Below are 19,571 nucleotides of genomic sequence, written 5' to 3'. Positions count from 1 at the left end.
GCTGGTTTGGGCTGAGCTCAGCCCAAACCAGCCCGTCCGGCGATTGAGGACACCGCCGCGCAGCGGTGGTGCACCCCGGAACGACCCGCAGCCAAAGACAAAGACAACGCTAGCCGCGCGCAGCGCCCGCGGCCCGGTCGTTCTTCGCCTTGCGCACGTAGTACCAGGCGATGTTGGACGAGACGCCCACGAGCAGGATCCACACGATGCCGAGCCAGCTCCCCTGCGCGAAGGAGACGACGGCCGCCGCGACCGCGAGGACGCAGACGGCGAGGGCGTAGAGGGCGAGGCGGGGCATGGGGGACGGCTCCTTTGCCGGGGCACGAGTCATGACGATCCCGGCCATTGTCCCCCACGCCGCCGCGGTGGCGCGCGGGCGGTCAGACGTCCGTCACGCGCAGCCCCGCGTGGGCCTTGTACCGGCGGTTGACGGAGATCAGGTTGGCGACCAGCGACTCCACCTGGTGGGCGCCCCGCAGCCGGCCCGCGAAGACGCCGCGCATCCCGGGGATGCGGGCGGCCAGGGCCTGGACGATGTCGGTGTCGGCCCGGGTCTCGCCGAGGACCATCACATCGGTGTCGATCTCCGCGATCTCCGGGTCGGAGAGCAGCACGGCGGACAGGTGGTGGAAGGCCGCGGTGACGCGGGAGTCCGGCAGCAGGGCGGCGGCCTGCTCGGCGGCGCTGCCCTCCTCCGGCTTCAGGGCGTAGGCGCCCTTCTTGTCGAAGCCGAGCGGGTTGACGCAGTCGACGACGAGCTTGCCCGCGAGCTCCTCCCGCAGCGCTTCGAGGGTCTTGGCGTGGCCGTCCCAGGGCACGGCGACGATCACGATGTCGCTGCGCCGGGCGCACTCGGCGTTGTCGGCGCCCTCGACGCCGAGACCGAGCTCGGCGGCGGCCGCCTGCGCGCGCTCCGCGGCGCGCGAACCGATGATCACCCGCTGGCCGGCCTTGGCCAGCCGGTAGGCGAGGCCGCGGCCCTGGTCACCGGTGCCGCCGAGGACACCGACCACCAGGCCGGAAACGTCGGGAAGGTCCCAGGGGTCCTTCGCGGGGGCCTTCTTGGCGTCGTCAGAAGTAGTCATGACAGCGATACTGTCACGCCCTTTCCGCGGTGCCGCGGCCCCGCCCCGGAGCACGTACGGGTGAGGCCGGGCCGCAACCGGCACCCCGCGCGCGGCGGTTGCGCCACGATGCGGGGATGGACGCCGTACGCGTCGCGCTGCTGCGCGAAGTGCTCGCCGGGACGGAGTGGCTGCGCTCCACGCGCCGGTTCGCGGGCACGCTGAGGACCTCGGTCACCCGCCATCAGGGCGGGCTGCTGCTGGTCGGGAGCGCGGCGTACGAGCCGTGGCACCTGGCCGCCCACCTGGACGACGAGGCCGCCTGGTCGGGGCTGCCCGAGCTGTCCCCCACGCTCGTCCGCCACCGGGTGCCGCCGGGCGCGGCGCCCCACCTGTCGGTCGGGCTGGGCCGGCTGGAGGGGGTGCGGCGCGGGGAGACGCTCCTGGTGGTGACGGCGGACGCGCCCGGCGAGGGGCTGCTGGAGCGGGTGCACGACGCCCGGCGGGGCGGGGCGACGGTGCTGGCCCTGGACGGCGCCGGCGACGCGGCGGCCGCCGAGCTGCGCTCCCTCGCCCACGACACGCTGTCCGCGCCCCCGGTGCCGGCCGTGCCCTCGCCCGCCGCCGCCTGCGATTCGACGTCGACCGAGCTCGATCTCGACACCGTCCAGCACCTGGTCAGCGCCGCGGCCGGGGAGAACAGCCCGCCCCCGGGGCACGGCCGGCGCCGGTTCCGCGACCGGCTGGCCCGGCTCGCGGACCAGCTGACGGCGCCACCGCCGCCGCCCTGGTAGCACGCGGGGGCGCGCCTTTGCTCATTTCCCGGGCCGGCCAGGTAATTCGTTTGCCCGCGATCGCCCGATTACGCACCATGGTCTCCCGTGACCGATCACGATCCCCCCTTCGTTTCCCCCGTTCCTGCCCCGTCCCGCCTGCGCGCGCTGCTGCCGGACCTGACGCCCTGGCACTCCTCCCGCGACTTCCGCCGGATGTGGGTGGCGGGGCTCGTGACCGTCTTCGGCACGTTTCTCACCTTCATCGCGGTGCCGCTCCAGCTCAAGGAGCTGACGGGTTCGGCGCTGGCGGTCGGCGCGGTGGGGGCCGTCGAGCTGGTCCCGCTGATCGTCTTCGGTCTGTACGGCGGTGCCCTGGCCGACGCGGTCGACCGCCGGAAGCTGATCCTGTGGACGGAGGCCGGGCTCGGCGTCCTGTCGGCGCTCCTGCTGCTCAACACGCTGCTGCCGGACCCGATGATCTGGCCCCTGTACGTGGTCGCGGGCCTGACCAGCGCCCTGGCCGGGCTGCAGCGCCCGGCGATGCAGGCGATCGTGCCGCGCATCGTCGCCCATGAGCAGCTGCCGGCGGCCACCGCCCTGAACTCGATGCGCTGGCAGGTGGGCGCCATCGCGGGCCCGTCGCTGGCGGGCGTGATCATCGCCTTCGCCGGGCTGCCGTGGGCCTACGCCCTGGACATCGCCACGTACGCGATCTCCGCGGCCCTCCTGGTGGGCCTGGCGCCCTCCCCCGCCTCGCACGAGGCGGACAAGCCGTCGCTGCGCGGCATCCTGGAAGGCGCGCGCTACGCGTGGAGCCGCAAGGAACTGCTGGGCACGTACGCCGTCGACCTGGCGGCCATGCTGTTCGCCTTCCCCACCGCGATCTTCCCGTTCCTGGCCGACGACCTGGACGCGCCCTGGGCGCTGGGTCTGATGTACGCGGCGGGCGCGGTCGGCTCCCTGGTCGTCAGCCTGACCAGCGGCTGGGCCTCCCGCGTCCACCGGCACGGCCGGATGGTGGTGTGGGCGGCGATCGGCTGGGGCGCGGCGATGGCGGTGGCGGGCTGGATGCACAACATCTGGCTGGTGCTGCTGTTCCTGGCGGTGGCGGGCGGCTGCGACATGGTCAGCGGTCTCTTCCGCTCGGCCATGTGGGACCAGACCATCCCGGACGAACTGCGCGGCCGCCTCGCCGGCATCGAGATGCTCTCGTACTCGGTCGGCCCCCAGATAGGCCAGGTCCGCGCGGGCGGCATGGCCACGTTGACCAACGTCCGCACCTCGGTATGGGCGGGCGGCCTGGCGTGCGTGGCCTCGGTGGGCCTGCTGGCGCTGACCCTGCCGAAGCTGATGTCGTACGACCAGCGGACGGACGAACACGCGGCCCGCATGCGGGGGCGCCGTGCGGCGGGCTCGGAGGTGACGGAGGCCGCGTAGCTCCTGCCGGAGGGGGTGGAGCCACCGCCCCCTGCCGGAGGGGGTGGGAACCACGGCCGCAGGCCGCCCGGCACCGCCGCCCCCCCCCCCCGGCCGGGACGGCCGCCCCTTCCCGCCGCGACGGCGAGGAACCCCCGCGCGGTAACCGGCGGTGCCGAACCTCCTGCCGGAGGGGTGGAACCACGGCCGCAGGCCGCCCGGCACCGCCGGACCACGCCACCGTGGCGGGCCACCGTCGCGGCGGAGCTCAGGGTGCGGCACCCCCCCCGGCCGGGAACGGCCATTTCTTCCCGCCGCGACGGCGAACAACCCCCACGCTGTAACCGGCGGTGCCGGAGGAGTGGAGTCACGGCCCCCAGGCCGCCCGGCCACCGGCGGAGATCAGGGGCGCCCCCCGGCCGACGCCGTCAGTCGTCCCGGCCCGGCGGAGCCGTGTCGTTCCAGCGGGGGTCCTCCCGCCATTCCTCTTCCCGGTCGCGCGCCGTCTCCATCGCGTGGGCGGCCTCCTCGCGCGTCGCGTACGGGCCGAAGCGGTCCGCCGCCCGGCACTCCGGGCCCTCCTCGACCGTGCCGTGCTTGAGGCAGTAGTACCACTCGCCCGCCTTGCCGGCCGTGCGCCGCTTGAACAGGGCCATCCTGGCCTCCTCCACGTGCTCGCTCCCATGGGCTCTCGCCCACATGGTCCCCGATGGGCCCTCGATACACTCGCAGACATGTCTGGCCAGTCGCTTCTCACCCCGGGGACGCTCTCCCCCGTCCGACCCGTACCCGCCTCCATCCCGCGGCCCGAGTACGTCGGCAAGAAGATGCCCACCCCTTACACCGGTCCCGAGATCCAGGACGCCGAGACGGTCGAGCGGATGCGGATCGCGGGCCGCATCGCCGCCCGGGCGATGGAGGAGGCGGCCAAGCTCATCGCGCCGGGGGTGACGACGGACGAGCTGGACCGGGTCGCGCACGAGTACATGTGCGACCACGGCGCCTACCCCTCGACGCTGGGCTACCGCGGCTTCCCGAAGTCGCTGTGCGCGTCCGTGAACGAAGTGATCTGTCACGGCATCCCGGACTCGACCGTCCTGCGCGACGGCGACATCGTCAATCTCGACGTGACGGCCTTCATCGGCGGGGTCCACGGCGACAACAACGCCACCTATCTGTGCGGCGACGTCGACGACGAGTCCCGCCTGCTGGTCGAGCGCACCCGCGAGGCCCTGAACCGGGCGATCAAGGCGGTCAAGCCCGGCCGCCGGATCAACATCATCGGCCGGGTCATCGAGTCGTACGCCAAGCGCTTCGGCTACGGCGTCGTCCGCGACTTCACCGGCCACGGCATCAACTCGTCCTTCCACTCCGGCCTGATCGTCCCCCACTACGACAGCCCTCACCACGACACGCTGATCGAGCCCGGCATGACGTTCACCATCGAGCCGATGCTGACGCTGGGGACGTACGAGTACGACATGTGGGAGGACGGCTGGACGGTCGTCACGAAGGACCGGAAGCGGACGGCGCAGTTCGAGCACACCCTGGTGGTGACGGACTCGGGCGCGGAGATCCTCACCCTCCCGTAGGGCGGGCCGGGGCGGTAAGGTTTTACCGACAGCACGTCGGCAAGCAATTGACTTAGGTAAGCCTAACTAGAGAGAATCGACGGTGTCGGCGCGGCAGCGTTCCCCGGTCGCGCCCGTCCCCGCCCGCTCCCGCCCTCGGCCTCCGGAGGTCCGCTTTGGACGCGCCCGTCACCACGCCGTTCTCCACGCTGATCCGCACCGCCTCGCACGAGCAGCACACGGAGGCCGAGAACTCGTCGTTCATGAGCGACATGCTCGGCGGCAAGCTCGGGGTCGACGCCTACCGGCGCTACACCGAGCAGCTCTGGTTCGTCTACCGCTCCCTGGAGGCCGCGTCGGAGGCCCTCGCGGCCGACCCGGTGGCGGGCCCCTTCATACGCCCCGAGCTGGCCCGCACCGCCGAGCTGGAGCGGGATCTGGCCCACCTGGGCGGCCCCGGCTGGCGCGAGGGCCTCGCTCCCCTGCCCGCGACGGCCGCGTACGCGGCCCGCGTCGAGGAGTGCGCCCGCGACTGGCCGGCCGGCTACGTGGCCCACCACTACACGCGCTATCTGGGCGACCTCTCCGGCGGCCAGATCATCCGCGGCACGGCCGAGAAGACGTGGGGCTTCACCCGCAAGGGCGATGGCGTCCGCTTCTACGTCTTCGAGGGCATCGGCAACCCGGCCGCGTTCAAGCGGGAGTACCGGGAGCTGCTGGACGCCCTGCCGGTCGACGACCTGGAGAAGCAGCGGGTCATCGACGAGTGCAAGCGCGCGTTCGCGCTGAACACGGCGGTCTTCCAGGCGCTGGGCCGGGAGTTCCCGCTCAGCGCGTGAGGGCGCGCCGCGCCCTGTGACGACGAGGGCCCGCGCCCGCCGGTGACCGTACCGGCGGGCGCGGGTGGTTTTTCGGGGGGTGCTCAGCCGTGGTCGCCCGCGCGACGGCGCCGGGCGACGTAGGTGGCGGCCCCACCCACGAGCACGAGCGCCCCGGCCGCGCCGAGCAGGGGGCCGGTGGGGGTGCTGGCACCGGTGTTAGCCAAAGAGCCGGTGGTGGCGGTATCGGTCGTGCCGCCGGTCGTGCCGCCGGTCGTAGCGGCGCCCGTGGTGCCACCGGTCGTGGCAGCGGTGTTTGAAAGCGATCCGGTGGCGCCGGTCTTGGCGCCCGACCCCGTTCCCGTGCTCGTACCCGTCCCCGTGCTCTTGCCCGTCTCGCAAGCCACGCCGTCGCCGTCGCTGTCGAGCTTGGCCGAGAAGCCGGAGTCGCCCTTGCGCAGGGGGGCCGCCCCGAAGGCCACCGCGTCGGCGCAGTTATCGAAGGCGGGGGCTTCGGGCAGCTTGGCCGCAGGGTCGACGGCGACCGCGATCGTCACCGGGTCGAGTGCCTCGCCGGCCTTGTACTGCCCGAAGACCTTCGTGGCCTTCTCGTTCAGCTTCGCCGGGATCGCGGACAGGCTCACCACCCCGTCCTTGGACGTAAAGGCGCCCGAGGACAGGTCCAAATCGGCGAGCGGCAGCTTCTGTTCGGTGAGGACCTTTCCGGAGGTACGGTCCTTGGAGGAGACGTCGGCGGTGAGCGTGCCTTTGTTGTCGGCCGTCTCGATGTGGAGCTTGCTGATCTTCAGGTCGAGCTGGCCCTTGTGCCCGGTGAGACGGACCGCCCCATGGAAGTCCGCGCTGAGAACGCCGGTGCCGGCGTTGTACGTGCCCTCACCCTTGCCGAAGCGGTAGCCGATGCCGGAGTGTTTGGCCCCGTCGGACAGTTCGACCTTGCCCTCGGCTATCTGGCCGGTGAGGTACTCACGGAACTTCTTCTTCACACCCCAGTCGAGGTTGCCGTCCTGGAACTTCGCAGGCTCCTTGGAGGGCGGAGGCTCCACCGGCTCCGACACGGGACCGCCCAACTTCAGCGAGAGGGTCGCCGCGTCGAAAGGGTCATTCACCTTGTACTTGCGGAGGAGCTTTGCACCGCCCTCCGTCACCTTCGTGGGGATGTCCGCATAGGTGACCTCGTCCGTGCCCGCCTTGGCGGCCGGGAGCTCGAACGTGGCGATGGAGAGATCGTCGTGGGTCTTCTTGCCCCCATCCGTGACATCGGCGGTGATGCTGCCGCCCTTGCCGTCGGCGGCGGCGCTGACCTGCCAGTCGGAAAACTTGAGGTCCAGCATCCAGGCCTGGCCGTGCTGGTGGCCGAGGAAGTTCACGCTGCCCTTGAAGGTGGTCTTGAGAGCCCGGGTCGACTCGTCGTACGTTCCTTCGGCCCCGGGGAAAGTGAAGGCACCGTTGTCCGGAGCCTGCGTCGCCCCCTCGGCGACCTCGACCTTGCCCATGGCTATCGGGCCGGTGATGTACTTACGGAACGTCTGCTCCACACCCCAGACCAGGGTGCCGCCCGTGATCTGGCGCTTCTGCGCCTTGCTCGCGTCGGGTGTTCCAGCGGTCGTCCGCACGGCCTCTTCCGCATACGCGGTACCCGTCAGCGCGGTAGCGCCCAAAGCCGTCGCCGTCGCGAGGACGGCGAGCGCGCCGCTTCTGCCGAGGCGGGAACGGCGTGAGATGGCGGTCATCTGAGCTTGTCTCCTAGATAGTTCTAGATAGAGCCGTGACAGAAGGGTATGGTCCGCGCCGGCCGCTGCGCGGTGAGGAGGGGGGCCGCGGCCGGCGCGGAGTCTGGGAGTCAGTCGGCCGAAGTACCCGCCGACGACCGACGCTTGCGGCTGACCACGACATACGCCGCTGCCGCCGCGAGCAGGAGGGCCGCACCCGCCACCGTCACCGGCACGACCGGGAACGACGAACCGGCCGGCTCCGACGTGACCGAGGCGTTCGCGGCCTCCGGGGACCGGGACGGGGACGGCCCCGGCGAAGCCGCGCCGCTGCCGAGGTCCGGCAACGCCGGCAAGGGCGCCTTGCCGTCGATCGGGACGGCAAGGGAGACGGGGTCCATCTCCGTGCCCTCCCGGTACACGCCGCCGAACGCCTTGGCGCCCTCGGCCGTCAGCTCGGCGGGGGCCTCGGCGACGGAGACGAGCCCGTCCTTCTCCTCGACGCCGGTGGCGGCGAACGTGGCGAGCGGTACGCCCTTGCCCGTGCCGCCCCCGCTGCCGGAGACGTCCGCCGACAGGGTGCCCTTGCCGTCCTTCACCGCCACCTTGACCGCGCCGAGCGTGAGGTCGAGGTGCTTGCCGGTGAAGCGGAGGGTGCCGTCGAAGGCGGCGTCCAGGCTCTTCGCCTCCGCGTCGTAGGTGCCCTTGCCTCCGGGGAAGCGGAACAGCGCGCCACCGTCCCGGGCCCCGTCGGTCAGCTTCCAGGAGCCCTGGGCGACGGGACCGGTGACGTACTCACGGAAGGAGCGCCGCACGCCCCAGTCGACCGCGGCACCCGTGAACTCGCCCTTGGAGCCCGTCTTTTCCCCGGCCGCCCCAGCAGCGGAAGCGGAAACGGACGGCGAAGCGCTCGGCGGCGCCGGCTTCGCGGCCGCCGCCACGACATCGGCTGACAGGGCGACGGGGTCCAGGGCCGTGCCCGCGGTGTAGTAACCGGCGAAGGCGCTCGCGCCCTGCGCGGTGAGGGTGGCGGGGACATTGGCGAGGGTGACGGCGCTGCCGCCGCCGCGGAGGTCGACGCCGGAGAGGTCCAGCGCCGCGAGGGGCACCCGGGAAGCCGTGGTGACCTGCCCCGACCCCTTGGCCTTGCTCCTCATGTCGGCGTAGAGCGTGCCGCCGCTGCCCGAGAGGCGCACGGTGGGGCGGCTGATGGTGAGGTCGAGCTCGTAGCCGCCGTCGGACCGCTTGTGCCCGGTGAAGCGCACTCCGCCGGAGAACCCGGCCTCGAACGCGCCGCTGCCGGGGTCGTAGGAGCCCTTGGCCGAGTGGAAGCGGAATTGACCGCCGACCGTCGCCGCGCCGCCCTGGAGCTGTGTGCTGCCGCCGGCGATCGGGCCGGTGACGTAGGCCTGGAAGGACGACTTGACGCCCCAGTCCAGCCGCCCGCCGGAGACCTCCCGCCGCTCCGCCGCGTGCGCGGCGGCCGGCACCAGGGCGGCCAGCAGCGCCGCGAGGAGGGCGACGACCGGGGCGCGGGCGGGTCTGGACGACAGCATCGGAGGAACCCCTTCCGGGCGGGACGTGACAGGACGCGGGACGCGACAGGGCACGGGACGACACAGCGGTACGGCGGACGGACATCACCGTGGCGCCCCACCGGAGGCATGGCGATTTAGGTAAGGCTAACCTAAGCTACATTGCGTCAGGTCGGAACCCCCGGCCGGAGCGAAAGGCAGGAACCGTGCTTCAACGGCAGTCCGCGGGTACGGCGATACGTACCCCACGCTACGTCCGCGCACGCGCCGCCCTGCTGCCACTTCTGGCCATTGTCATCAGTCTCGTCGCTCTCACCGGGCTCACCGCGTGCAGCCCGTCGGGCAGTTCGGCGGCGCAGGGCGGCGGTGCGAGCAAGAAGGAGGCCCCGGCTGACCGGGTCGAGCCGCTGACGGCCCCGAAGACCACCCTCCCCGCGACCGTGCGGTCGGCCGACGGTCGCGACGTGACCGTGCGCGCCACCGACCGGATCGTGCCCCTCACCGGCGCGCTCTCCGAGATCGTCTTCACTCTCGGGCTCGGCGACCACGTCGTGGCCCGGGACGTCACCGCCACCTTCGAGCAGGCGAAGAAGCTCCCCGTCGTCACCCGCGCGCACGACGTCTCGGCGGAGAGCGTGCTCTCGCTCAAGCCCGACCTCGTCCTCGCGGAGCCCACCACCGGTCCCGCCGAGGCCGTCGAGCAGATCCGGGCCGCGGGCGTCCCGCTGGTCGTCCTGGACCCGGCGAAGAAGCTGGAGGACGTCGGCCCGCGCATCGGCAAGGTGGCGGCCGCGCTCGGGGTCCGCGACGCGGGCGACGCGCTGCGCCGCCGCACCGAAGACCGCCTCGACGCGGCGAAGAAGAACATCCCGCACGCCGCGGACGCCGGCAAGAAGCCGCGGGTCGCCTTCCTCTACCTGCGGGGCTCGGCGTCCGTCTACCTGCTGGGCGGCGCGGGCTCCGGCGCGGACTCGCTGATCGAGGCGGCCGGCGGCGTCGACGCGGGGGCGCGGTCGGGGCTGAAGAAGGACTTCACCCCCATCACCAGCGAGGCCCTCGCCAAGGCCGCCCCGGAGGTGATCCTCGTGATGAGCAAGGGCCTGGCGTCCGTCGGCGGCGTGGACGGCCTGCTGAAGATCCCCGGCGTCGGGCAGACCCCCGCCGGCCTGGACCGCCGCATCGCCTCCGTCGACGACGGCGTGCTGCTGAACTTCGGGCCGCGCACCGACACGGTCCTCGCGTCCCTGATCGAGCAGATCCACGCGAAGGGCAAGTGACATGGCCGTCCTGACCGAGGCCGCCACCACCGAGGGCGGCCCCGCCGGGGAGCCCGTCCCGCCGGGGCCGCGGCGGGCCCGCACCCCCGCGCTCCTGACCGCCGGCATGGCCGCCGCCCTGGTCCTGCTGGCCCTCCTCTCCGCCGGGGTCGGCGCCTACGACATCCCGCTGGGAGACGTCCTCGGCTCCCTGCTGCACCGGACGGGCCTCGGCGGCGCGGAGCTGGACCGGGTCGGCGAGAGCGTGCTGTGGAACGTCCGGCTGCCGCGCGTGGTGCTGGCCCTGCTCGTCGGCTCGTCGCTGGGCTGCGCGGGGGCCCTGATGCAGGGCGTGTTCGGCAACCCGCTCGCCGAGCCGGGCGTGATCGGCATCTCCGCGGGCGCGGCGGTCGGCGCCGTCGCCTCGATCGCCCTGGGGCTGACCTTCCTCGGCAACTGGACGATCACCCTCTGCGCGTTCGCGGGCGGCCTCGGCACGGTGCTGCTGGTGTACGCGCTGTCCCGGTCGGGCGGCCGCACCGAGGTCGTCACCCTCATCCTCACCGGCATCGCGGTGAACGCCTTCGCGGGCGCCCTCATCGGGCTGTGCGTCTTCTTCGCGGACAGCGCGCAGATCACCCAGATCACCTTCTGGCAGCTCGGCTCGCTCGCGCAGGCCACCTGGCCGAAGGTGCTCGCCGTGCTCCCGTGCGCCCTGGCCGGGCTGGCCCTCGCGCCCCTGTACTCCCGCAAGCTGGACCTCCTCGCCCTCGGGGAGCGCCCGGCGCGCCACCTGGGCGTGGACGTGGAGCGGTTGCGCCTGGTGCTGGTCCTCGTGGTGGCGCTGCTGACGGCGGCTGCGGTGGCCGTGGCGGGCATCGTCACGTTCGTCGGCCTGCTGGTGCCGCACCTGCTGCGCATGGCGGCGGGCCCCGGGCACCGCTTCCTCGTCCCGGGCAGCGCCCTGGGCGGCGCCCTCGTCCTGGTGGCCGCCGATCTCACGGCCCGCACGGCGGCCCAGCCGGCGGAGCTTCCCCTGGGCGTGCTGACGGCCCTGTTCGGCAGTCCGTTCTTCTTCTGGCTCCTGCGCAGGACCCGTCGCAGGCAGGGGGGTTGGGCGTGAGCACGTCCCTGTTCCGGTCCCGGGCCCGCCGGCTCCCCCTCCCCCGCCCCCTCGGGGCGCCCCGGGCCGAGGCCCGCGCGCTGCGGGTGCGGCTGGCGGGCCGGACGGTGCTGTCCGAGGTCGATCTGCGGGTCGCCGCCGGCGAGGTGCTCGCGCTCGTCGGGCCCAACGGCGCGGGCAAGTCGACGCTGCTGGCCGCCCTGGCCTGCGACCTGCCCGCCGAGTCCGGCGAGGTGCGGATCGACGACCTCCCGGCCGCCGCCTGGACGCCGGGCGAACTCGCCCTGCGCCGGGCGGTGCTGCCGCAGGCGAGCGAGCTGTCGTTCCCGTTCCCGGTCGAGGACGTGGTGCGGATGGGGCGCGCGCCGTGGGCCGGGACCCCCGCCGAGGACGAGGACGAGGAGGCGGTGCGTGAGGCGATGGCCGCCGCCGAGGTCACCGGGTTCGCCGGGCGGTCCTTCGCCGCGCTGTCCGGGGGCGAGCGGGCGCGGGTCTCCCTGGCCCGCGTCCTCGCCCAGCGCACCCCGCTGGTGCTGCTCGACGAGCCGACCGCCGCCCTGGACCTGCGCCACCAGGAGCTGGTGCTGCGGGTCTGCCGGGCGCGCGCGGCGGCGGGGGACGCGGTGGTGGTCGTGCTGCACGACCTCGGGCTCGCCGGGGCCCACGCGGACCGCGTCGCCGTGCTGCACGAGGGGCGCGTCGCCGCCGACGGCCCGCCGTCCCAGGTGTTCGACGCGGAATTGCTCAGCCGCGTCTACGCGCACCCGGTGGAGGTAATTGATCATCCTCGGACCGGGGACCCCCTGGTGATCCCGCGACGCGACGGGCAAGGTTTTGCCGTCTGAGAGGGAAATCACTCACCATTCCGGGAACACCACAGGCAAGCCTCGGATAAGTTAGGGCAGCCTAATTCGGCCAGGCTGTTTTCGGCCGTTCCAGCCGTTTTCGGCCCTACCGAATCGGGCGCCCCTTTTCCCGCCGTATTCGTCGTACCCGCCGATTCGCCGTATCCGTCTCACCGAGCCCTGCCTGGAGCCCGCATGCGAGCCCTCCGCTCCTCCGTCGTCGCCGCCGTCGCGGTCGCAACGGCCCTGACCGCCGTGGCGGGTTGCGCCGAGAAGTCCGGCTCCTCGGGCGCGGACGCGATCCTGGTGAAGGCCACCGACGACGCGTGCGAGGTGTCGAAGACCTCGTTCCCCGCCGGCCACGTGACGATCAATGTGGAGAACAAGGGCTCCAAGGTCACCGAGGTCTACGTCTACGCCCCCGGCGACCGGATCGTCACCGAGCGCGAGAACATCGGCCCCGGCACCAAGGCGGAGATCACCGCGACGATCAAGAAGGCTGGTTCGTACGAAATCGCCTGCAAGCCCGGAATGAAGGGCGACGGCATTCGTCAGAAGATCACCGTGACCGGTGCCGACAAGGCGGAGAAGTCCAGCCCCGAGCTGGACATGGCCGTCGCCGAGTACCGCCGTTACGTCCAGGCGCAGGCCGACGAGACGGTCCCGGCGGCGCAGAAGTTCGCGGACGCCGTCAAGAAGGGCGACCTGGACGAGGCGAAGAAGCTCTACGCCCCCTCCCGCATCGGCTGGGAGCGCACCGAGCCCGTCGCCGAGTCCTTCGGTGACATCGACCCCAAGGTCGACGTCCGCGAGGACGGCCTGGAGAAGGACCAGCAGTGGACCGGCTGGCACAAGCTGGAGAAGTCCCTCTGGGACGAGAAGAAGATCACCGAGGACGACAAGAAGCTGGCCGACCAGCTGATGAAGGACCTCGCCGACTGGCAGAAGCGCGTCGGCACCGCCGAGATCACCCCGACCAGCATGGCCAACGGCGCCAAGGAGCTGCTCGACGAGGTGGCCACCGGCAAGGTCACCGGTGAGGAAGAGCGCTACAGCCACACCGACCTGGTGGACTTCCAGGCCAACGTCGAGGGCGCCGAGAAGTCCTACGCGCTGCTGAAGCCGGTCGCGGCCAAGAACGACGCCGCGCTCGCCAAGGAGCTGGACAAGCAGTTCGCGGAGCTGAAGAAGCTGCTCGGCGACTACCGCGAGGGCGACGGGTTCAAGGCGTACGACACCGTCGGCAAGGACGACCGCAAGAAGCTTTCTGACGCGGTCAACGCCCTCGCCGAGCCGCTGTCCAAGCTCGCCGGCGCCGTCGCCAAGTAGGGGGCAAAGATGCCGGAAGAGACCACCGCGGAGCCCACCGGGGAGACCGCCGGGGCCGCCGGGAAGACCGGGGCGGCGCCCTCGCGCCGCTCGCTGCTCGGCTGGGGCGGTGCCGGGCTCGCGCTCGGCGCGGCCGCCGCCGGCGGCGCCGCGGCCGCGCTGCGCACCGGTGACGACGCCCGGCCCGCGGCGGCCACCGGGGACGCGGTGCCGTTCCACGGCGCCCACCAGGCCGGCATCGCCACGGCGGTGCAGGACCGGCTGCACTTCGCGGCCTTCGACGTGACCACCACCGACCGGGACGCGCTCGTCAAGCTGCTCCGGGAGTGGACGGCCGCCGCCGCCCGGATGACGGCCGGCCGCGAGGTGGGCACCGGGGCGATCGGTGACAACGCCGAACTGCCCCCGGACGACACCGGCGAGGCCCTCGGCCTCAAGCCGTCCCGGCTGACGCTGACCTTCGGCGTGGGCCCCGGCCTGTTCGAGAAGGACGGCAAGGACCGCTTCGGGCTGAAGTCCCGCCGCCCGCCCGCCCTGATCGACCTGCCAGCCTTCCCCGGCGACAACCTCGACGCGGCGCGCAGCGGCGGCGACCTGTGCGTCCAGGCGTGCGCGGACGACCCCCAGGTCGCGGTGCACGCGATCCGCAACCTCGCCCGGATCGCCATGGGCAGGGCCGCCGTCCGCTGGTCGCAGCTGGGCTTCGGCAAGACGTCCTCGACGACCCCCGACGCCCAGACGCCGCGCAACATGATGGGCTTCAAGGACGGCACCCGGAACATCTCCGGCACCGATGACGCCGCCCTGGCGAAGCACGTGTGGGTGAGCGAGAAGGACGGCCCCGCCTGGATGGCCGGCGGCTCGTACCTCGTCGCACGCCGCATCCGGATGCACATCGAGACCTGGGACCGCACCTCGCTCAAGGAGCAGGAGGACATCTTCGGCCGGGACAAGGCCGAGGGCGCCCCCGTGGGTCTGCGGCGCGAGCGCGACGAGCCCAACCTCAAGGCCATGCTCCCCGACGCGCACGTGCGCCTCGCCCACCCCGACAGCAACAGCGGGGCGACGATCCTGCGCCGCGGCTACTCCTTCACCGACGGCACGGACGGGCTGGGCCGGCTGGACGCCGGCCTGTTCTTCCTCGCCTACCAGCGGGACGTACGGGACGGCTTCGTGCCGGTACAGACCCGGCTGGCCCGCAAGGACTCCCTCAACGAGTACATCCAGCACGTGGGCTCGGCGGTCTTCGCCGTGCCGCCGGGCGTCCGCGACAAGGACGACTGGTGGGGCAAGGCGCTGTTCGCATGACCGGCGGTCCTGCCGCCGGCAGTCTCTCCACGGAAGGGGAAGCCGCGTGTTCGGCAACTATCTGATCGGTCTGCGCGAGGGGCTGGAGGCCAGTCTCGTCGTCTGCATCCTGGTCGCCTACCTGGTGAAGACCGGACGCCGGGACGCACTGGCACCGGTCTGGCTCGGCATCGGCGCCGCCGTCCTGCTGAGCATGGCCTTCGGCGCGCTCCTCCAGTTCGGCTCGCAGCGGATGACCTTCGAGGCGCAGGAGCTGCTCGGCGGCTCGCTGTCCATCCTCGCCGTGTGCCTGGTGACGTGGATGGTCTTCTGGATGCGGCGCACCGCCCGGCACCTGAAGCGGGAGCTGCACGGCAAGCTGGACGCCGCCCTGGCGATGGGCACCACCGCCCTGGTCGTCACCGCGTTCCTGGCCGTGGGCCGCGAGGGCCTGGAGACCGCCCTGTTCGTCTGGGCGGCCGTGGAGGCCACCGGCGAGGGCGTCCGGCCGCTGGGCGGTGCGGTGCTGGGGCTGCTCACGGCCGTGGTGCTGGGCTGGCTCTTCTACCGGGGCGCGCTGCGCATCAACCTGGCGAAGTTCTTCACGTGGACCGGGGCGATGCTCGTCGTCGTCGCGGCGGGTGTGCTGGCGTACGGCTTCCACGATCTCCAGGAGGCCGAGTTCCTGCCCGGCCTGCAGGACAAGGCGTTCGACGTCAGCGAGCAGATTCCCGCGGACAGCTGGTACGGCACGCTCCTCAAGGGCGTCTTCAACTTCCAGGCGGACCCGACGTGGGTGCAGGTCACGGTGTGGACGCTGTACCTGGTGCCCACCCTGCTCCTGTTTTTCGCGCCGGGTAGGGTGACGCCGTCCCGAGCAGCCACCAAGGAGTCGAAGCCCGATGAGACGCCGGCAGCCCCGTCGACCGTCCACCGCACCGGCGGTGCCGCTGCTGGCCGGGGTGCTGACGGTGGCGCTGACGGCGACCGGGTGCGTGACGGTGCACGGCGAGCGGGAGATCCTGCCGGCGGTGGACAGGGCTGAGGCGCCCAAGATCCTCAAGCGGTTCACCGACGGCTACAACGAGGCGTACCGCAAGCTCGACCCGAACGTCATATCCCGGGTCGAGGCCGGCCCGCTCGCCGAGATCGGCCACGCCGACATGCGGACCCAGAACGCCATCACCCCCGGCGGCAACCCCAAGTACCCGCCCCTGGTGCTCGACGACGCGCGCTTCACCGTCCCCCGGCAGGCCGGCTGGCCGAAGTTCTTCCTCGCCGACACCCGCAGCAACCGCGACAGGAACCGCTGGTTCGTGGTCTTCCTGCGCGGCGGGGTCAAGGAGCCGTGGAAGGCCACCTACCTGTCGATCCTCACCCCCGCGAAGGTGCCCGCGTTCGCGAAGGACAAGGACGGCTACGCGGAGGCCGTCCCCGTCGCCAAGGGCGAGGACCCGAAGCTGGCCACCGCCCCGGCCGCGGTGAGCGGCGCGTACACCGACTACCTGCGGACCGGCGAGGGCAAGGTCTTCGCGCCCGGGCCGCGGACCTCGCTGCTGCGCGAGGAGCGCGACAAGCTCCGCCGGACGCCGACGTTCTGGACGGAGTTCATCGACACCCCCGAGAAGGCCCCCGGCTTCCCCGCCCCGGCGCTGCGCACCGAGGACGGCGGGGCGCTGGTCTTCTTCACCGCCCACCACCGGGAGCGGCGGACGATGGCCGAGGGGCTGCGCCCCCAGCTGACCGACCCCCGGACGAAGGCCCTGCTGACCGGCGAGCTGAAGCGGTCCGTGACCTACACCCGGGTGTCGGAGTCGGCGGTGAAGGTCCCGGCGAAGGGGGCGGGCGGGCAGGCCGTCTTCCTCAACCGGCTGGAGGCCGTGACCGCGGTCAAGGGCGCGTAGCGGGCGGGGGCCCGCGGGCTCAGCGGCCGATCGGCCAGGCGGCCGACTCCTGGTGACCCGGGCGCCGCCCCGCGTACTGGGCGCAGGCGTCCGTGAGTGTCTCCAGCAGCGTCAGCGGGTCGGGCAGCGGGTGCTCCGGGCCCCGCAGCCAGGCCACCTGCCCGTCGTCCGCGAGCCGGGACGGCGGCAGCAGGACGTAGCTTCCCCGGCAGTGCCAGCGCAGGCCCGGGTGCTCGTCCATGGTCTCGGGGTGGCAGTCCAGCTCGCACGGCCACCACTCGTCCTCGTCGTCCGGGGTGCCGCGGGTGGCGGTGAAGAACAGCATGCGGTCGGGGGTGACGGTGGCGACGGGCCCCACGTCGACGCCCGCGGCGTCCAGCTTCGCCAGGGCCGCCTCGCCCGCCTCGGCCGGGACGTCGAGCACGTCGTGGGCGATGCCGGTGGCGGTGATGAAATTGGCCTCCGGCTGGGCGCGCAGCCACTTGGTGACCTTCTCGGCGTCCGTGGTGGCGAGGGTCTGCCAGGCGAAGGACACCGGGTGCCGGCCGGGCGTGGGACAGCCGATGCGCTCACAGGAACAGCCGTACCCGGACGGGTGCGCGGCGGGGGCCAGCGGGAAGCCGGCGGCCGCCGCGGCCAGGAGCAGTTCCTCGCGGGCGGCCTCCGATGCCGCGCCCGCGCCCGTATCGCCCGCTCCGCTCCTGGGACGGCGCAGCCATTGGGAGAACCTGCTCTTGCGTTCCATCTATCCCCTCACTTCGACCGCGGTCTGCGGTCAATGCTGCCACCATCCTGCTCCCGGTGTGACCGCCGGAGCGCTCGGAGGAGTGTGAGACCGGCCGCTCGTCCGGTTGAAGGGAAGGTTCCGCTCAGGGCCCGGCGGGAGCCCGGCAGGGGGCCCCGCGGGGGCCCGGCGCGGGCTCGACGGGCAGCTCAGCAGGCAGCTCAGCGGGGGGCGAGGCCGCGCAGGGTCAGCTCGACGACGGTGTCGGCGTAGGCGTGGGTGAGCGGCAGGGTGCGGGTCTGCCAGCGGTGGAACAGCGGGCCTACCAGCAGTTCGAGGGCGATGCGCAGGTCGATGTCCGCGGCGACCTGCCCGGTCCGCTGGGCCGCCCGGAGCCGCCGCACGTAGGCCTGGAGCTGGGGTTCGAGGACCTTCGCGGTGAGCGCGCGGCCGAGCTCCGCGTCGTTCTGCGTCTCGGCGGTGAGCGCGCGGGTCGCGGCCTCGAGGCGCTCGCTGGTGAGCTCGTCGACGGTGGCCCGCAGGACGGTCTTGAGGTCCGCTTCGAGATCACCCGTATCGGGCAGCTCGATCGCGGCCGGGTCGACGCCCTCGGGGACGCACGCCTCGAAGAGCACCGCGGCCTTGGAGGGCCACCAGCGGTAGATCGTCTGCTTGCCGACCCCGGCGCGGGCGGCGATGGCCTCGATGGTCAGCTTCGTGAAGCCGACCTCGCCGACCAGTTCGAGGGCTGCGTCGAGGATCGCGCGGCGGGAGCGCTCACTCCGGCGGGTGGCGTCGGGCGTCTTGTTCGCGGGGCTCTTGTCGGGCATGCCCGCATCCTAGCGAGAAGGAAGGCGAGACGTATCGTCTTGACAAGACGTCGCGTCTCGTTCAGCCTGAGGAGTGAAGCGAGACGCGACGTCTCGCAATGACGAGAGGAGAACCCCATGAGCCGGGGCAGCGCGGGCGGCATGCTCGGAGTCGGCGGCACCCGCAGCAACCTCTCCCGCGGCGCACTGCGCGGCGCCGGCCGGGCCGGCCGGGGCGGCGGCGGCACGGACGCCGCCGCCCAGAAGCGGGAACTGCTGCGGAAGTTGCGCGAAGGACGGGGCGGAACCGGCGGAACGCCGGAGGGCCACGGTTAAACCACCCGTACGGTTCATGCGCAAAGTCCTTGGAGCGTGGACGATTTGGGCACGTACGACGACCCCGTACGTGCCCAACACCACCGTGAGGAGCACTCCTTGCGCACTGCCCCACCCCGCGCCGTCCCCCGGCGCGAAGCCACACCCCGGCGCTATCTGATGTGCCCGCCGGCCCACTTCAAGGTCACGTACTCGATCAACCCCTGGATGGACCCGGACAAGCCGGTCGACCTCCCGCTCGCCCTCGCCCAGTGGGAGGACCTGCGCGACCGCTACCGCGCCCTCGGGCACACGGTGGAAGAGCTCACCCCGCGCCCCGACCTGCCCGACATGGTCTTCGCCGCCAACGGCGCCACCGTCGTCGACGGCCGGGTCCTCGGCGCCCGCTTCGCCCACCCCGAACGCGCCGCCGAGGCCGAGGTGCACGCCCGGTGGTTCCGCGACCACGGCTACGCGGAGGTGTGCGAGCCGGAGCACATCAACGAGGGCGAGGGGGACTTCGCCGTCACCTCCTCCTGGCTGCTCGCCGGACGGGGCTTCCGCAGCAGCCCCCTCTCCCACCCCGAGGCCCAGGAGTTCTTCGGCCGCCCCGTCATCGGGCTCGACCTCGTCGACCCCCGCTACTACCACCTCGACACGGCGCTGTGCGTGCTCGACGGGGACGAGGTCATGTACTACCCGGGCGCGTTCTCACCCGGCAGCCGGGCCGTGCTGGAGCGGCTCTTCCCGGACGCGCTGATCGCCACGGAGGAGGACGCGTCGGCCCTGGGCCTCAACGCGGTGAGCGACGGCCGCCACGTGCTGCTCCCGCAGATGGCGGTGGGCCTCTTCGCCCCCCTGCGCGCGCGGGGCTTCGAACCGATCGGAATGGACCTGGGAGAGCTGCTGAAGGGGGGCGGCAGCGTGAAGTGCTGCACGGGGGAGCTGCGCTAGCCTTTCCGGCGGGTCTTCGGCTGCGGCCCGTCGTTGCCGCCTGCGGCGGCGGGCGCCCTGCGGGCGCGTCCTCAAACGCCGGACGGGCTGGTTGTGGCTGAGCTCAGCCACAACC

20 protein-coding genes are annotated in these 19,571 nt (G+C 72.7%); 13 read left to right on the top strand and 7 right to left on the bottom strand.

The window, feature by feature from the left end; translation table 11 throughout:
• Positions 1 to 109 precede the first annotated feature (109 nt).
• Positions 110 to 298: a hypothetical protein gene (locus ABZ951_RS30990; RefSeq protein WP_344089667.1), complete on the bottom strand. Its 189-nt coding sequence runs from the start codon at positions 296 to 298 to the stop codon at positions 110 to 112.
• 82 nt (positions 299 to 380) lie between these two features.
• Positions 381 to 1,085 carry an NADPH-dependent F420 reductase gene (npdG, locus tag ABZ951_RS30985; RefSeq protein ID WP_344089666.1) on the bottom strand — a complete coding sequence of 235 codons (705 nt, stop codon included), beginning with the start codon at positions 1,083 to 1,085 and terminating at the stop codon, positions 381 to 383.
• 116 nt (positions 1,086 to 1,201) lie between these two features.
• On the opposite strand from npdG, the gene ABZ951_RS30980 reads away from it, so the two are divergent.
• Positions 1,202 to 1,858 (top strand): hypothetical protein, encoded by a 657-nt coding sequence (locus ABZ951_RS30980; RefSeq protein ID WP_361281345.1) that lies wholly within the window; start codon positions 1,202 to 1,204, stop codon positions 1,856 to 1,858.
• Between the two features lie 87 nt (positions 1,859 to 1,945).
• Complete coding sequence (locus ABZ951_RS30975; protein ID WP_344089664.1) at positions 1,946 to 3,277, top strand: MFS transporter; 1,332 nt, start codon at positions 1,946 to 1,948, stop codon at positions 3,275 to 3,277.
• Positions 3,278 to 3,684: 407 nt separating this feature from the next.
• Here ABZ951_RS30975 and ABZ951_RS30970 read toward each other — a convergent pair whose 3' ends face one another.
• Positions 3,685 to 3,912 carry a hypothetical protein gene (locus ABZ951_RS30970; RefSeq protein WP_344089663.1) on the bottom strand — a complete coding sequence of 76 codons (228 nt, stop codon included), beginning with the start codon at positions 3,910 to 3,912 and terminating at the stop codon, positions 3,685 to 3,687.
• A gap of 78 nt (positions 3,913 to 3,990) precedes the next feature.
• Between ABZ951_RS30970 and map the strand changes: the two genes are divergently transcribed.
• On the top strand, positions 3,991 to 4,848 hold the full coding sequence (gene map / locus ABZ951_RS30965; RefSeq protein ID WP_344089662.1) for a type I methionyl aminopeptidase: 858 nt from the start codon (positions 3,991 to 3,993) through the stop codon (positions 4,846 to 4,848).
• A 155-nt stretch (positions 4,849 to 5,003) separates the two neighbouring features.
• A complete protein-coding gene (locus tag ABZ951_RS30960) occupies positions 5,004 to 5,666 on the top strand; it encodes a biliverdin-producing heme oxygenase (protein ID WP_344089661.1) in 663 nt (220 codons plus the stop codon).
• Between the two features lie 83 nt (positions 5,667 to 5,749).
• On the opposite strand, the gene ABZ951_RS30955 is transcribed toward ABZ951_RS30960, so the two are convergent.
• Both ABZ951_RS30955 and ABZ951_RS30950 read right to left on the bottom strand, forming a co-directional pair.
• Complete coding sequence (locus ABZ951_RS30955) at positions 5,750 to 7,396, bottom strand: HtaA domain-containing protein (RefSeq protein ID WP_344089660.1); 1,647 nt, start codon at positions 7,394 to 7,396, stop codon at positions 5,750 to 5,752.
• Positions 7,397 to 7,506: 110 nt separating this feature from the next.
• Entirely contained in the window at positions 7,507 to 8,931 is a 1,425-nt protein-coding gene (locus ABZ951_RS30950; protein WP_344089659.1) for an HtaA domain-containing protein, read from the bottom strand.
• 275 nt (positions 8,932 to 9,206) lie between these two features.
• Between ABZ951_RS30950 and ABZ951_RS30945 the strand changes: the two genes are divergently transcribed.
• The 7 genes from ABZ951_RS30945 to ABZ951_RS30915 all read left to right on the top strand — a co-directional run bounded on the left by ABZ951_RS30945 (position 9,207) and on the right by ABZ951_RS30915 (position 16,654).
• Entirely contained in the window at positions 9,207 to 10,187 is a 981-nt protein-coding gene (locus ABZ951_RS30945) for an ABC transporter substrate-binding protein (protein ID WP_344089724.1), read from the top strand.
• 1 nt (position 10,188) lies between these two features.
• Positions 10,189 to 11,289 carry an iron ABC transporter permease gene (locus tag ABZ951_RS30940; protein WP_344089658.1) on the top strand — a complete coding sequence of 367 codons (1,101 nt, stop codon included), beginning with the start codon at positions 10,189 to 10,191 and terminating at the stop codon, positions 11,287 to 11,289.
• Positions 11,286 to 12,134: a heme ABC transporter ATP-binding protein gene (locus ABZ951_RS30935; RefSeq protein ID WP_344089657.1), complete on the top strand. Its 849-nt coding sequence runs from the start codon at positions 11,286 to 11,288 to the stop codon at positions 12,132 to 12,134. The genes ABZ951_RS30940 and ABZ951_RS30935 overlap by 4 nt, the downstream gene beginning before the upstream one ends.
• Before the next feature lie 195 nt (positions 12,135 to 12,329).
• Positions 12,330 to 13,463, top strand: a complete 1,134-nt coding sequence (gene efeO / locus ABZ951_RS30930) for an iron uptake system protein EfeO (RefSeq protein WP_344089656.1) — start codon at positions 12,330 to 12,332, stop codon at positions 13,461 to 13,463.
• 9 nt (positions 13,464 to 13,472) lie between these two features.
• Positions 13,473 to 14,771 carry an iron uptake transporter deferrochelatase/peroxidase subunit gene (gene efeB, locus ABZ951_RS30925; protein WP_361281336.1) on the top strand — a complete coding sequence of 433 codons (1,299 nt, stop codon included), beginning with the start codon at positions 13,473 to 13,475 and terminating at the stop codon, positions 14,769 to 14,771.
• 46 nt (positions 14,772 to 14,817) lie between these two features.
• Positions 14,818 to 15,795 carry an iron uptake transporter permease EfeU gene (gene efeU / locus ABZ951_RS30920; RefSeq protein WP_344095886.1) on the top strand — a complete coding sequence of 326 codons (978 nt, stop codon included), beginning with the start codon at positions 14,818 to 14,820 and terminating at the stop codon, positions 15,793 to 15,795.
• Positions 15,695 to 16,654, top strand: a complete 960-nt coding sequence (locus ABZ951_RS30915) for a hypothetical protein (protein WP_344095892.1) — start codon at positions 15,695 to 15,697, stop codon at positions 16,652 to 16,654. Before efeU ends, ABZ951_RS30915 begins: the two co-directional genes overlap by 101 nt.
• A gap of 19 nt (positions 16,655 to 16,673) precedes the next feature.
• Here the strand turns inward: ABZ951_RS30915 and ABZ951_RS30910 are convergent, their stop codons facing one another.
• Both ABZ951_RS30910 and ABZ951_RS30905 read right to left on the bottom strand, forming a co-directional pair.
• On the bottom strand, positions 16,674 to 17,399 hold the full coding sequence (locus tag ABZ951_RS30910; protein WP_344095884.1) for a bifunctional DNA primase/polymerase: 726 nt from the start codon (positions 17,397 to 17,399) through the stop codon (positions 16,674 to 16,676).
• A gap of 200 nt (positions 17,400 to 17,599) precedes the next feature.
• Positions 17,600 to 18,208 (bottom strand): TetR/AcrR family transcriptional regulator, encoded by a 609-nt coding sequence (locus ABZ951_RS30905; protein ID WP_344095882.1) that lies wholly within the window; start codon positions 18,206 to 18,208, stop codon positions 17,600 to 17,602.
• A gap of 117 nt (positions 18,209 to 18,325) precedes the next feature.
• Between ABZ951_RS30905 and ABZ951_RS30900 the strand changes: the two genes are divergently transcribed.
• Together ABZ951_RS30900 and ddaH are read left to right on the top strand one after the other, a co-directional pair.
• Entirely contained in the window at positions 18,326 to 18,523 is a 198-nt protein-coding gene (locus ABZ951_RS30900) for a DUF6243 family protein (protein ID WP_344095880.1), read from the top strand.
• Positions 18,524 to 18,622: 99 nt separating this feature from the next.
• Positions 18,623 to 19,456 (top strand): dimethylargininase, encoded by an 834-nt coding sequence (ddaH, locus tag ABZ951_RS30895; RefSeq protein WP_344095878.1) that lies wholly within the window; start codon positions 18,623 to 18,625, stop codon positions 19,454 to 19,456.
• Positions 19,457 to 19,571: the final 115 nt, after the last annotated feature.

This window comes from Streptomyces sp. NPDC046215, assembly GCF_040646215.1.
GTDB classification, from domain to species: domain Bacteria; phylum Actinomycetota; class Actinomycetes; order Streptomycetales; family Streptomycetaceae; genus Streptomyces; species Streptomyces stramineus.
The sequence above is the reverse complement of the archived record's forward strand: the minus strand, read 5'-3'. Positions and strand labels throughout refer to the sequence as shown.